The organism is Streptococcus sp. SN3 (genome assembly GCF_030439905.1).
In genome coordinates this window covers 448,946-462,263 of the sequence record NZ_JAQFJF010000002.1, presented here as the reverse complement: position 1 = coordinate 462,263, position 13,318 = coordinate 448,946, and the positions used below count along the sequence as shown (strand labels likewise).

15 protein-coding genes are annotated in these 13,318 nt (G+C 45.4%); 10 read left to right on the top strand and 5 right to left on the bottom strand.

Annotation, left to right across the window (positions count from 1 at the left end):
* Nucleotides 1-11 precede the first annotated feature (11 nt).
* From PCY71_RS06205 to PCY71_RS06195, 3 genes are all read right to left on the bottom strand, one after another.
* Entirely contained in the window at nt 12-1,694 is a 1,683-nt protein-coding gene (locus tag PCY71_RS06205; protein ID WP_002929089.1) for a ribonuclease J, read from the bottom strand.
* Between the two features lie 3 nt (nt 1,695-1,697).
* Nucleotides 1,698-1,928 carry a DNA-dependent RNA polymerase subunit epsilon gene (locus tag PCY71_RS06200; RefSeq protein WP_125342599.1) on the bottom strand — a complete coding sequence of 77 codons (231 nt, stop codon included), beginning with the start codon at nt 1,926-1,928 and terminating at the stop codon, nt 1,698-1,700.
* A 347-nt stretch (nt 1,929-2,275) separates the two neighbouring features.
* A complete protein-coding gene (locus PCY71_RS06195; RefSeq protein WP_002903702.1) occupies nt 2,276-3,328 on the bottom strand; it encodes an SDR family oxidoreductase in 1,053 nt (350 codons plus the stop codon).
* A 132-nt stretch (nt 3,329-3,460) separates the two neighbouring features.
* Between PCY71_RS06195 and PCY71_RS06190 the strand changes: the two genes are divergently transcribed.
* The 8 genes from PCY71_RS06190 (at nt 3,461) to PCY71_RS06155 (ending at nt 8,818) form a co-directional block, all read left to right on the top strand.
* Nucleotides 3,461-3,925 carry a MarR family winged helix-turn-helix transcriptional regulator gene (locus PCY71_RS06190; protein WP_000225125.1) on the top strand — a complete coding sequence of 155 codons (465 nt, stop codon included), beginning with the start codon at nt 3,461-3,463 and terminating at the stop codon, nt 3,923-3,925.
* 9 nt (nt 3,926-3,934) lie between these two features.
* On the top strand, nt 3,935-4,621 hold the full coding sequence (gene tsaB, locus PCY71_RS06185; RefSeq protein ID WP_048772155.1) for a tRNA (adenosine(37)-N6)-threonylcarbamoyltransferase complex dimerization subunit type 1 TsaB: 687 nt from the start codon (nt 3,935-3,937) through the stop codon (nt 4,619-4,621).
* Complete coding sequence (gene rimI / locus PCY71_RS06180) at nt 4,618-5,070, top strand: ribosomal protein S18-alanine N-acetyltransferase (RefSeq protein ID WP_048772158.1); 453 nt, start codon at nt 4,618-4,620, stop codon at nt 5,068-5,070. The genes tsaB and rimI overlap by 4 nt, the downstream gene beginning before the upstream one ends.
* Entirely contained in the window at nt 5,060-6,070 is a 1,011-nt protein-coding gene (gene tsaD / locus PCY71_RS06175; protein WP_048772161.1) for a tRNA (adenosine(37)-N6)-threonylcarbamoyltransferase complex transferase subunit TsaD, read from the top strand. The genes rimI and tsaD overlap by 11 nt, the downstream gene beginning before the upstream one ends.
* Before the next feature lie 9 nt (nt 6,071-6,079).
* Nucleotides 6,080-6,775: an AzlC family ABC transporter permease gene (locus PCY71_RS06170; RefSeq protein WP_048772163.1), complete on the top strand. Its 696-nt coding sequence runs from the start codon at nt 6,080-6,082 to the stop codon at nt 6,773-6,775.
* Nucleotides 6,765-7,103 (top strand): AzlD domain-containing protein, encoded by a 339-nt coding sequence (locus PCY71_RS06165; protein ID WP_048772168.1) that lies wholly within the window; start codon nt 6,765-6,767, stop codon nt 7,101-7,103. Before PCY71_RS06170 ends, PCY71_RS06165 begins: the two co-directional genes overlap by 11 nt.
* Nucleotides 7,104-7,225: 122 nt before the next feature.
* Nucleotides 7,226-7,972 (top strand): class I SAM-dependent methyltransferase, encoded by a 747-nt coding sequence (locus PCY71_RS06160; RefSeq protein WP_048772170.1) that lies wholly within the window; start codon nt 7,226-7,228, stop codon nt 7,970-7,972.
* A gap of 105 nt (nt 7,973-8,077) precedes the next feature.
* The gene (locus PCY71_RS06155; RefSeq protein WP_002910713.1) at nt 8,078-8,818 is read left to right on the top strand and encodes a MerR family transcriptional regulator; all 741 of its coding nucleotides are present in this window, start codon (nt 8,078-8,080) and stop codon (nt 8,816-8,818) included.
* 108 nt (nt 8,819-8,926) lie between these two features.
* Here the strand turns inward: PCY71_RS06155 and PCY71_RS06150 are convergent, their stop codons facing one another.
* Entirely contained in the window at nt 8,927-10,102 is a 1,176-nt protein-coding gene (locus PCY71_RS06150; protein WP_002910712.1) for an NAD(P)/FAD-dependent oxidoreductase, read from the bottom strand.
* A gap of 300 nt (nt 10,103-10,402) precedes the next feature.
* Between PCY71_RS06150 and PCY71_RS06145 the strand changes: the two genes are divergently transcribed.
* Both PCY71_RS06145 and PCY71_RS06140 read left to right on the top strand, forming a co-directional pair.
* Nucleotides 10,403-10,897 carry a DUF536 domain-containing protein gene (locus PCY71_RS06145; RefSeq protein ID WP_002896624.1) on the top strand — a complete coding sequence of 165 codons (495 nt, stop codon included), beginning with the start codon at nt 10,403-10,405 and terminating at the stop codon, nt 10,895-10,897.
* A gap of 90 nt (nt 10,898-10,987) precedes the next feature.
* Nucleotides 10,988-12,742 (top strand): glycerophosphoryl diester phosphodiesterase membrane domain-containing protein, encoded by a 1,755-nt coding sequence (locus PCY71_RS06140; RefSeq protein WP_048772175.1) that lies wholly within the window; start codon nt 10,988-10,990, stop codon nt 12,740-12,742.
* Nucleotides 12,743-12,859: 117 nt separating this feature from the next.
* On the opposite strand, the gene PCY71_RS06135 is transcribed toward PCY71_RS06140, so the two are convergent.
* The gene (locus PCY71_RS06135; RefSeq protein ID WP_048772177.1) at nt 12,860-13,159 is read right to left on the bottom strand and encodes a YbaB/EbfC family nucleoid-associated protein; all 300 of its coding nucleotides are present in this window, start codon (nt 13,157-13,159) and stop codon (nt 12,860-12,862) included.
* Nucleotides 13,160-13,318: the final 159 nt, after the last annotated feature.

The window sequence follows — 13,318 nt, the reverse complement described above, 5'->3', positions numbered from 1 at the left end:
AAAGCTTGTTTTTAGTTATCTTCGTCTGGTGTAAGCACCATCGGAATAATAATAGGTTCGCGCTCGGTGCTTTCGTAGAGGAAAGGACGCAAGGCATTGACGATAGCGCCGCTGACAGATTGGACACTGGCATCTTTATTCTTAAGGGCAATGCGAATGGCATTGAAGAGGATGCGCTGGCTTTGGCGGATGAGGTCACCTGATTCGCGCATGTAGATAAAGCCACGGCTGAGAATATCTGGACCGGCTAAAATCATCTTGGACTCAAAATCAACCGTTGCGACAGCCAGAACAACACCGTCCTCTGACAGGTCTTTACGGTCGCGCAGGACTGCAGCTCCGATTTCACCAATGCGGTTTCCATCAACATAAATATCTTGAGCGTTGAAGCTGCCGGCAATACGAGCTGAGTCAGCTGTCAGAGCCAGCACATCACCATTGCTCATGATGAAGATATTGTCTTTTGGTACTCCAGTATCAACGGCTAGACCTGCATGGACTTTCTGCATACGGTATTCACCATGGACTGGCATGAAATATTTAGGCTTAATCAAGCGGAGCATGAGTTTCTGCTCTTGTTGGCCACCGTGTCCAGAGGTGTGGATGTTGTTAATCTTACCGTGAATCACTTCTACACCAGCCTCGGAAATGATGTTAATCAGCTTGTTAACGCTGGTTGTATTACCAGGGATAGGACTAGATGAGAAGATAACTGTATCTCCAGGCTGCAGCTGAACCTGACGGTGGGTACCATTAGCAATCCGAGACAGGGCCGCCATCGGCTCACCCTGGCTTCCGGTACACATAATAAGCACTTCACCAGCTGGGTAGTCCTTGAGTTCATTTGGTTCAATGAAGGTATCTTTGGGAACCTTGATATAGCCTAGCTCAATCCCGTTGACAATAGCCTTTTCCATGGAGCGGCCAAAGACCGCAATCTTGCGTCCAGTCTTAACAGCAGCATCTGCGGCTTGCTGAAGACGGAAGATATTTGAGGCAAAGGAGGCGAAAATAATCCGTCCATTAATGCCTTCAATGATCTTCATAATAGACTGGCCGACAACTTTTTCGGAATTGGTAAAGGTCGGAACTTCAGCATTGGTCGAGTCAGATAGGAGGCAGAGAACGCCTTCCTCGCCCAGAGCAGCCATACGGTGCAAGTCTGCCGGCTCACCGACTGGTGTAAAGTCAAACTTGAAGTCACCTGTACAGACAATCTTACCCTGCGGCGTATGGATGACAATTCCCAAAGGTTCTGGGATAGAGTGGGTTGTCCGGAAGAAAGTAGCTTTCAGATGCTTGAACTGCAGTTCTGTGTTTTGATTGATTTCATAGAGTTTGGCATCGCGCAAAAGTCCATGCTCTTCTAACTTGCCGCGAATGAGGGCCAGGGCCAAAGGACCAGCATAGATCGGAACATTAGCTTGCTTGAGCAGGAAAGGGATACCGCCAATATGATCCTCGTGCCCGTGGGTGATGAGGACAGCTTTTACGCGGTCAATATTTTCCACGATATAAGAGTAGTCGGGAATGACATAGTCAATTCCTAGCAGGTCGTCTTCTGGGAATTTGATACCGGCATCCACGATGATGATTTCATTTTGGTATTCAATCCCGTAGGTGTTTTTACCGATTTCGCCTAACCCACCAATCGCAAAAACGCCAACTTCTTTGGGTTTTAAGGTATATGCCATGGGTTAGAACTCCGTCAATTCAAAAGTGCCTGACTCTTTTTCATATTCGAGGTGTTTGTCAGACAAGAGCTCGATAAATTCAATATTGTAAGGGGTATTTTCTTCGACTAACTTACGAGCCTGAATGCGGCCTTCCAATTCATTAGCTGCTTCGACCTCTAAATAAAGGGCACGTGTCTTTTCACGGCGCGGACTGCGCTCTTTTGTTTCCTGATAAAAAACTTTGTAAATCATAAGATTCCTTTCTGTGATAAGGTCTAAAAAATAAAAGAAGGCAGGCGTTAGCGCATTTCTTCACATGATAAATTAAAAATGATAAATGGAAAGTGAGCGATTGCTGTGACTTCTGATAGGGCTTACTCAAATGAAGAGGCTAAAATGCTGTTTTAGCCTTGTATCTTATGGAAAAGTAAGAGTAATGAAATTGACCTGATGTTTAATTATTATTGTAATTATACCATAGAATGAGCTTAGGAAGCAAGTCGGGACGGTGAATTTCAGAGACGGTTTTTCAGCCAAAGCGGCTTGACAAAAAGAAAAATCAAGCGATGAACATTTGGTCACTTGATTTTGAGGGCTGCTTATTTGGCGAAATAGCCGTGCTTGCGGTACCAATCTACCACGTCAGCTAAGCTTTCTTCGAGAGGGCGATGCTGTCCGCCTAGCTCGCTCTCGGTTTTGGCAAAGCTAAAATTACTTTTGAGATATTCTTCGGCCATGAGATGAGCGAGCTCATTGGTAACCAAAATTGGTTTTTTGGTGAGCCGGTGGTAGAGCTCACTTGCTTGGGCATAGATTTTGACGAAAAGAGGGGAGATCTTGCGCTTGGGGGCGGGAACGCCAGTGATTTTTTCCAGTATTTGGTACAATTCTGTCATGGTCACTTGCCGTCCAACTGCCAGATAGCGCTCCTTTGAGCGTCCGTATTTCATGGCGCGGAGATGAATATCTGCTACATCTCTAGCATCCACCATATTATAGCTAGCCTTTAAGATACCTGGAAGTTTTTGCTCTACAAAATTGATAATCAGCTGCCCACTGGAGGTCGGACCAAGGTCTCTAGGACCCAACATTACACTCGGCAAGATAAAGCAACCGAAAACATCTGAATGCTTGTCCAAGAAATCACGAACGGCCTCTTCACTCAAAATCTTGCTGCGATAGTAATCAAAAGGAGTATCTTTTGAGCGAGACATGCTTTCATCGATTAGCTGATTGGCCTCACCTTCCAGTACGACACAGGAGGAAGTATGGACAAATTGGCGGATACCAGCCTCGTAAGCAGCTTCTAGGAGGTTATTTGTGCCTATAATATTAGTGTCGTAGAGCTCCTGCCAGTGCTTGCCGCCTTTATAATTATCGCGGAAAAAAGCAGCGGTATGAAAGAGGCTGTCGCAGCCTGCTAGATAGTCACGATAGCTTTCGGGCTCTAAAATATCCCCCTTGACAATCTGGATAGGCAGGTCGGCAAATTGTTTGCGCGCTTTTTCCTCGGAGCGAACGAGAGCGGTCACTTGAATGTTTTCTTTTAGCAGAGCACGCACGAGATTATTTCCTAAAAGACCGGTCGCACCAGTCACAAAAGCGTGGGTCATTGTTCTAGCTGGTTTTTGATTTGTAGGGTTTGGGGTCATCCGTTTTTCCTCCTTTTGCAAATAGATGATATATCATCTATTTAAGATTTTATATTTTTTAACTAAAATTGTCAACAATTTACCTAATCTAGTGTAAAATAGTATAGAAGTGATTTTTGAAAGGAGAGCAGCGTGGTAGCAGAAGGAATTCGATTTGGCTATTTGTTTAGAAGTGCAGAGAGCTTAGCGACGAGAGAATATGGGAAGTTGCTAGAGCCTTTGGGAATTACGCCCAATCAAAGCGAGGTCTTGCTCGTTTTGGGCGAACATGCTCCGCTGTCTCTCAAGGGCTTGGGGGAATCCCTGATTTGTGAGGAAAAAAGCCCTAGTCGCTTGGTGCAGGCTTTGATTAAAAAAGGCTTGGTCAAGAAGGAAATTTCTAGCAAGGACAAGCGCAGTTCTCGCTTGAGCTTGACTGCTGCTGGAGCGGATTTGCTGCCCAAGATTGCTGAGCAAGAAGCTATTTTTGGAAAACACTTGGCGCAGCAAGTGCCTAATTTGGAGGCTTTTAGCCAGATTTTAGAGGAATTTTTGGTAGATAGTTTCTACGAAGACAAATTAAAACGCCGCTCACTTTGGCGGCAAGAGGAAAAATAGAGGATAAGCATGAAGATTGCAGCTTTTGATACGTCAAGTAAGGCGCTGACGCTCGCGATTTTAGAGGACGAGACCTTGCTGGCGCAGATGACTTTAAATATAAAGAAAAACCACAGCATTACCCTGATGCCGGCTATTGATTTTCTGATGAATAGTCTGGATATGAAGCCGATGGATTTGGATCGTATCGCGGTGGCGCAGGGGCCGGGCAGCTACACAGGTCTGAGAATTGCGGTGACGACAGCTAAGACTCTGGCGCATACCCTCAAGATTGAGCTGGTTGGTGTGTCTAGTTTGCTGGCTTTAGTCCCAGAGCAGGCGGAAGGTTTGGTCATTCCCATCGTGGATGCCCGCCGAAATAATGTCTATGCTGGCTTTTATCAGTCTGGTCAGACTGTGCAGCCGGAAGCTCATCTGCCTTTGGCAGAGGTTTTAGAAATAGCTGGCGCTGCTAATCAGCCAGTCACTTTTGTCGGAGAGACAGCAGCTTTTGCGGAGCAGATTGGAGCTGCTCTTCCTCAGGCTGCCATTCAGCCAAGCTTGCCAGATGCGGCAGCTATTGGTCGTCTCGGTTTAGACCTGCCAGCCCAGTCCATTCATGACTTTGTTCCTAACTACCTCAAACGGGTAGAAGCCGAGGAAAATTGGCTCAAGAATCACAAGGAATCCAGCGATTCTTACATTCAGCGCCTATGATTAAGTTGAGAAAATGGAGCGACAGCTCGGATGTGGACGCGGCCGCTCTCGCCAAAGAGCTGGAACAGCTCTTACTTGCAGTCTATGAGGTCAGCCCTTGGACAGCTATACAGGTGGAAGAGGTCCTGCGATCGGATGTGAACAGTTGTACGCTAGCAGAAGATGGGAGTTTACTTGTCGGCTTTTTAGTCTGGCAGGAGATAGACTTTGAAGCAGAAGTTTTGCAGATTGCTGTATTGCCTAGCTACCAGGGACAGAAAATCGCGACAGCCTTGTTCGACTTTTTGCCTGCCGACAAGGAGATTTTCCTCGAAGTTAGGGAATCGAACAGGTCAGCTCTGCTATTTTACAAAAAAGAAAAATTTGAAGAAATCGCGCGGCGGAAGGCCTACTACCATGCGCCGGTGGAAGACGCGATAGTCATGAAAAGAGAGGTCCATGAAAGATAGATATATTTTAGCTTTTGAGACGTCCTGTGATGAGACCAGTGTGGCGGTTCTGAAGAATGAGGCTGAGCTTTTGAGCAATGTCATTGCCAGCCAGATTGAGAGCCACAAGCGTTTTGGCGGAGTGGTGCCAGAAATGGCCAGCCGTCACCATGTGGAGGTCATTACGGTTTGCATTGAGGAGGCCTTGGCAGAAGCAGGGATTAGCGAGGAGCAGGTCACAGCGGTGGCCGTCACCTACGGTCCTGGTCTGGTTGGGGCGCTTCTTGTCGGCTTGGCAGCGGCCAAGTCCTTTGCCTGGGCTCATGATATTCCCCTGATTCCAGTCAATCATATGGCTGGACACCTGATGGCAGCCCAAAGTGTGGAGCCCTTAGAATTTCCCTTGCTGGCTCTTTTGGTCAGTGGCGGTCATACTGAATTGGTCTATGTCAGTCAGGCTGGTGATTATAAGATTGTGGGGGAGACCCGCGATGATGCGGTCGGTGAAGCCTATGATAAAGTCGGTCGAGTCATGGGCTTGACCTATCCAGCAGGTCGAGAGATTGATCAGTTAGCTCATGAGGGACAGGATATTTATGATTTTCCGCGGGCTATGATTAAGGAAGACAATCTGGAATTTTCTTTTTCCGGTCTCAAGTCGGCCTTTATCAACCTGCACCACAATGCTCAGCAAAAGGGAGAAGTCTTGTCTAACCAAGACCTGTCAGCAAGTTTTCAGGCAGCGGTCATGGATATTCTCATGGTCAAGACTAAGAGAGCGCTGGAAAAATATCCAGTCAAAACTCTGGTCGTGGCGGGCGGTGTTGCGGCCAATCAAGGCCTGAGAGAACGCTTAGCAGCTGAGATTCAGGATGTAAAGGTGATCATTCCGCCTCTACGCCTTTGCGGTGACAATGCTGGTATGATTGCCTATGCCAGTGTCAGTGAGTGGAACAAGGGAAATTTTGCCAGTTTAGACCTCAATGCTAAGCCGAGTCTGGCTTTTGAAACGATGGAGTAAAGGAGAAGAATGCGCGGACAGACATTTAAACAGGGTGCAAAAGCAGCAGTGCCAACAGCTCTGGGTTATATCGGAATCGGCCTAGCCTGTGGCATCATGGCGGCGCCTTATATGAATCCCTTGGAGATGGGGCTGATGAGTATTCTGGTTTATGCAGGCAGTGCCCAGTTTGCCATGATTGGTTTATTCGCCCAGCAGGCGCCTGTCTTGGCCATCGCACTGACTGTTTTTCTTATTAATATCCGGCATCTTTTGCTCTGTCTGCATGCATCAACTCTTTTTCGTAAATCTAGCTTGATGCAGAATATTGTCATTGGCTCTTTTTTGACGGATGAATCTTATGGAGTCTTGATGGGAGAGCGGGCACATACAGAAGAAATTGCTGCTGCTTGGATGATGGGCAATAATTTCATGAGTTACGCTTCCTGGATTTTGGGTACTGTTTTGGGAACAGCCCTCGGTGCCCTTCTGCCCAATCCTGATAGTTTTGGACTGGATTTTGCCTTGGTCGCTATGTTTATCGGCATTTTCTCTTCTCAGTTTACAATCATGCTGCGACGGGTCAGAATCAATAAACTCTTTTTAGTCTTGAGTGTGGTGGGTATCGCCTACCTGCTTCTGACCATGTTGCTTCAAAATTCGCTGGCGGTGCTTTTTGCAACCTTGCTAGGGTGTATAGTGGGGGTGATTTTGGATGATAAGTAAGTATATTTTGCTGGCTATTCTTTTGTCAGCTCTAGTAACTTGGATTCCGCGGGTTTTACCCTTTATCCTAGTCAAGTACAAGGGGCTTCCGCCTATGGTGGAGCGTTTCCTCAAATATCTGCCAGTTTCCATAATCTTTGCCCTTATCTTATCCAGTGTCACCAATGCTAAAACAGGTCAGCTGCCGAGCTTTAAATGGCTGGATTTAATGGGCGTTTTTCCGACTAGCTATGTGGCATTTAAGTATAAAAACTTAATTGCAACTGTTGTATTTGGTGTAGTCTTGGTGGCCTTGCTGCGCTATCTAGCTGGATTTCTTGGCTTATAAAGAAAGTACAAGACAGATTGAATCGGTCGATTCGGTCTGTTTTTTACTATATTCTAAGAATTGTCTGAAAATATAATATTTTATGCTATAATGGAACCAATCAAAATCATGGAGGTTCGGAAATGGCAGAAGCAGGTCATAAATTTTTAGCAAAATTAGGAAAGAAACGTCTTCGTCCCGGTGGCAAGCTGGCAACAGACTGGCTGATTGAGCAGGGACAGTTTTCCAGCGACAAGAAGGTTCTAGAAGTTGCCTGCAATATGGGAACCACAACAATCGAGCTGGCTAAAAGATATGGCTGCCAGATTACTGCAGTTGATTTGGATAAGGCTGCGCTGGCTCAGGCTAAGCTTAATGGAGACAAGGCTGGTGTTGGTGAACTCGTCACATTTGAGCAGGCTAATGCCATGAAGCTGCCTTATGAGGACAATTCATTTGATATCATTATCAATGAAGCCATGCTGACCATGCAGACGGATAAGGGGAAGGCCAAATGTATGGATGAGTACTACCGGGTGCTGAAGCCAGGTGGAGTGCTCCTCACCCACGACGTCATGCTCAAGCAAAAAGATGAGAATGTCCGGGAAGAGCTGTCGCGTGCGATTAATGTCAATGTGGGGCCTCTAACCGAGGGATCTTGGATTCAGCTAGCACGTTCTCACGCTTTTGACCGTGTGGACACCTTTGTTGGCGAAATGACCTTGATGAGCCTTCGAGGAATGATATATGACGAAGGGCTGGGTGGCACACTGAAAATCTGCTTCAATGCCCTTAAAAAAGAGAACTACGGCCAGTTTATGAAGATGTTTAAGATGTTCCAAAAGAATCAAGAAAAACTGGGCTTTATTGCGATGGTTTCTCGTAAATAACTGCTAGACGCTTTGGGAACTTTAAATAGGTTTAAAAAAATTTCTAAAAAAGCTTGACTCTGACCTTTGGTCAGGGCTTATACTATAGTAGTAAGGAGGTCTATCATGTACCATATCAAAGAAGCTGCGCAGCTTTCAGGAGTCTCTGTCAAAACCCTGCATCATTATGACAAAATCGGACTGTTAGTCCCTGCCAAATCAGAAAATGGTTATCGAACATACAGCCAAGCTGATTTAGAGCGGCTGCAGGTCATCCTTTACTATAAGTATCTGGGTTTTTCTTTGGAGAAAATAGCAGAGCTGCTGAGTCAGGATGAACAGGCTTTATTGCCGCATCTGGTTAGGCAGTTAGAGTATTTGCAGCAGGAAAGAGACCGCTTGGATACCTTGATTTCCACCTTACAAAAAACCATCCAAGATGAAAAGGGAGAAAGAAAAATGACAATGAAAGAAAAATTCGCAGGTTTTACCTATGAAGACAATCACAAATATCATCAAGAAGCTGTCGAAGAATACGGTCAAGAAGTCATGTCAGAAGCATTAACTCGTCAAAATGGACGGGAAGAAGAATCTGCCGCAGCTTTCAATCGAGTTTTTCAAAGTCTGGCAGAGAATATGCAGCAAGGCTTGCCAGTTGAAGCAGCAGAAAATCAAGAGCAGGCAGCCCAGCTCTTACAAGCCATTCGCACTTACGGTTTTGACTGCTCACTGCAAGTCTTTGCCCACATCGGTCAGGGCTATGTCCACAATCCAGAATTCAAGAAAAATATCGATCAATTTGGAACAGGCACTGCCCAGTACACAGCAGATGTGATTGCTGCTTATGTGCGGACAAATGCAGAATAAAAACTGGTGAGAATATTCTGCACTGCACCCCAAAAGTTAGTTAACTTTTAGGGTGCAGTGCAATGTTCCTCGACCAGTTTTTTCAATTACTTTAAAATATTTTTCTAATCACTCATAATGCAAGCTTCCTGCCACCCAGCCGGTACAGAGGGCAGATGTGATGTTGAAGCCACCTGTGTGGGCATTGATGTCTAGGACCTCTCCAGCAAAGTGGAGACCGGGAACGAGCTTGCTTTCCAGAGTTTTGGGATTAATTTCTTTGAGGCTGACTCCGCCCTTGGTTACAAAGGACTTGGCCAGAGACATTTTGCCAGTGACAGGGATGGGCAGTTCTTTGATTTGTTTGATGAGAGCCTCTTTTTCACTGAGATTGAGTTGTTTGACTTTCTCGGGAAAGGGTTGGGCAAAAAAGTCTGCCATTCGCTCGGGTAGGAGGATTTTCAGGCAGTTCTTCAGCGATTTTTCCCGATGTTCTTCTAAAAAATCCGCCAGAGCCTGCTGACTCATCTGTGGCAAAAGGTCCAGATAAATGGTTTCGCCACCCTTGACAAAGCTAGACAAGCGCAGAGCGGCCGGACCTGATAGACCAAAGTGGGTAAAGAGCAGATCGTGGGTGATGACATGCTTGCCATAGCTTAGGGTCACATCGTCCAGCGAAATCCCCTGAAGCGCTTTGTGAGGAAAGTCAGTCATAAGAGGACTTTCAGCAGCTTCCAGCTCAGTCACCGTGTGCTTGAAGTGTCGGGCAATATCGTGACCAAATCCTGTCGAGCCTGTTGAAGGGTAGGACTTGCCGCCAGTCGTCACAATCAATTTTTGGCAGGTCCAAGTATGATCGCTGGATCTGATAGTGAAAAGATTATCATTTTTTTTGACGGAGACGATTTCAGTATTGGTGATGACAGTGCCACCCAGCTCTGCAATTTTCTTTTCCAAAGCTTCGATAATAGTGCGGGACTTGTCTGTCGCTGGGAAAACACGGTCGTGGTCTTCGACCTTGAGTTTGACGCCGTTCTCTGTAAAAAAGTTGATGATATCATGGTTGTCAAACTGAGAAAAGACGCTGTAAAGAAAGCGCCCGTTGCCTGGAATACCGGCCATGAGGTCATCTAGGTTTCCGTTGTTGGTCACATTGCAGCGCCCGCCACCTGTACCAGCTAGTTTCTTACCCAGTCGTTTATTTTTCTCGAGGAGCAAGGTTTTCTGTCCGTAGAAAGAACTGGAAATGGCAGCCATCATGCCAGCCGGTCCTCCGCCGATGATGATTGTGTCGAAATACTTCATTGGTCTTTTCCTTTCGTGGAGAGTGGTTTCTATCTGTTGGTTGGAAGTCTAGTATGTCCTTACAGGTGCCTTTTTGCTGTCTTGTGGTTCCTCTTGGAGGACTATAGCTAGGAATATCTAGATTTCTACATTCATTATATTTTTTTATTTCTCTTACTAGACTAATCTGTCTCATTGTATCATAAAAAAGGGCTAAAAAGATAGGAGTCAGGCTCAAAAAATATTGTGAAATTTGACAGTTAAGGCTTGATATGATAAGATTTAGGTATCTACAAACTAGAAAAAGTTTTTGAGGAAATTATGGCAATTGAAAAGACAGTCAGCGAGTTAGCCGAGATTCTTGGAGTTAGCCGCCAGGCGATTAACAATCGTGTCAAGGCACTACCGCCAGAAGATACGGAAAAGAATGAAAAAGGAGTCACGGTGGTGACCCGCAGCGGCTTGATTAAGCTGGAAGAGATTTATAAGAAAACTATTTTTGAAGATGAACCGGTTAGCGAGGATGTGAAGCAACGCGAGCTGATGGAAATCTTGGTGGACGAAAAAAATGCTGAGATTGTGCGTCTCTATGAGCAGCTTAAGGCCAAGGACAGCCAGTTAGCTAAGAAAGATGAGCAGCTGCGCATCAAGGACGTCCAGATTGCTGAAAAGGACAAGCAGTTGGACCAGCAGCAGCAGCTAACAGCTAAGGCTATGAATGAGCGTGAGACCTTGCTGTTGGAGTTGGATGAAGCCAAGGAAAAGGTGCAGGAGCAGGAAAGCAAGGGCTTCTGGGCACGTTTATTTGGAAAATAAAAATAAGGTTGGGACATCTGTCTCAACCTTGTTTTAAATAAGAATCGCTTTTTAGCAAGTTTTGTATTGTTCACAACATAAAGGAGGAAAATGAAATCACAAAGACTGGGACTTTTACGTCTCTATCGCAATCTTGATAAAATTTTGTTGCTCTTTTTCACAGTCTTTATGCTCATGGAGCTGGTCTGGGTGCCTTTCAACTCCTTTGCAGCAGAGACTCTGCTCAAGCAGACAGGTTACCTCTTCTTATCTTATACGAATGCCCTGAAGGTCCTGACTTCAAATATCTGGGTTGGGTTGGCTTTTCTGGCACTTTTTGCGGCCAATCTCTTTGTCGCTTATTTTCAGATTGGACTGATATTTATGGGGCTCCGCAATCTTTTAGACGAGGAAGAACGCAGCGCCTTTCAGTTTATCAAGAAAAGTTTCAAAGACAGCGGCTCGCTGATTCGCTACGCCCGGCCCAGCAAGGTCCTCTTTATTGCACTGTATATGGGCTTTATCTTTCCCTTTCTGCGGCAAATTCTCAAAATCTACTACTTAAATAAAATTCTGATTCCAGAATTTATCGTGACCTATCTCAAGACGGCCTTATGGATGAAATTATCAATCTATGCTTTAGGTTTTCTGTTTTTTTTGATAGCTGTCCGTCTGATGTTTGCCCTGCCCAAGCTCTTTTTTGAGCATTTCCGCCTACGAGACGCGATTAGGTATAGTTTGGAGAAGACCAAGGGGCACTTGATTCGCTATACTTGGCAGCTCTTTTGGATACTGGCCAAGAGCTTTCTCTTCTTTCTTTTAAGCAGCATTCCGATTTTAGTGTTGCAGCAGTATGCGGATGGCCAGTCCAATCAGATAGCCTTGACAGCAGCGGTTGTCAATTACTGCCTCATCAAGCTGGCTTATTACTTCATGGTAGCCTACTTTCTGATTAAGTTTGTGGCTTTTCTGACAGACAGCAGACTGTCTGAGTACCGCTACAGGAAAGGCCTGCCTATCATGCGCTGGTTTATCCTTTTGGTCACTAGCTCTGTCTTTGCCCTTGAAGGCTTTGTCTATCTCAATCTGCCCTTGGAAAACGTCCCTCTGACCATCTCGCATCGTGGGGTTTCGCAGGGAAATGGTGTCCAGAATACAGTTGAGTCGCTTGAGAAGACAGCTCTGCTCAAACCAGACTATATCGAAATGGATGTACAGGAGACCAAGGATGGCCAGTTTGTCATGATGCACGATGCCAATCTAAAAGCCTTGGCCGGCGTTGATGCTAAACCGCAAGAGCTGACTCTGCAAGAGCTGACAGCTTTAGATATTTCAGAAAATGGACACACTGCCAAAATTTCCAGTTTTGATGCTTATCTCAAACGAGCCAATCAGATGGGCCTGAGACTCTTGATAGAAATCAAGACCAGCAGCTTGGACTCAGACGATATGATGGACCGTTTCCTTAGCCAATACGGAGCCAATATCAAGGTTTATGGCCATCAGATTCAGTCTTTGGACTATCAGGTTATTGACAAGACAGTCCAGTATGATGAGAGCATACCGACCTTCTTTATCCTGCCCTACAATACTATTTTCCCACGGACACAGGCTTCCGGCTATACGATGGAGTATTCGACCCTCGATGAAAACTTTGTCGATAAGCTATGGACGACGGATAAGAAGCTTTATGACTGGACCATCAATGATGCAGACAGCATTGGCAAATCCTTCCGCTTGGGCGTTGACGGCATGATTACCGATGATTTGGAGCTGGTGCAGAGCTCTATCAAGGAGCTGCAAAACAAACCCGACTATGCCCTGCTTTTGATGAGTAAGGCAGCGGATTTGCTTAATTTTGTCTAATAGGCTGGTGAGGAAACGACTATAAATCAAAAAAAGGCTGAGATTTCTCAGTCTTTTTTGCTGGTTCGATTAGCTCTTGACTTATTTCTAGTCAAGAGGTAAGGTTATTTATCTTGCTTAAAAAGGCAATTTGCCTGCGAAAGCGCCCATTTTCTTCTGAGTAGCATCATCAATCTGAGCCAGCGCGTGATTCAGGGCCTGTGCAGTCATCTCTGACAGAGTTTCCAAATCTTCAGGATCCACAACGGCTGGATTGAAGTCAATGCTGACTACCTTTTTATCGCCAGTCAGTTTAGCAACGACTAAGTCTTGAGCTGATTTGCCGGTAAATTCTGTTGCAGCCAGTTCTGCCTGTCCTTTTTCCATTTGTTTTTGAAGCTTTTGTGCTTGCTTCATCATGTTTTGCATGTTCATCATAAGATTTTCTTTCCTTTCTCTCGCAAGGGCTTAGCCCTTGGTAATCTTCACTCTTCAAATTATATCATTTTTTGGAAAAGTGGCAAGAAGAACATTTCTAAGAGGTTTGACAAAAATTTAGCATTTATAGTAGAATGGTCATGAATCTATATATCAAGG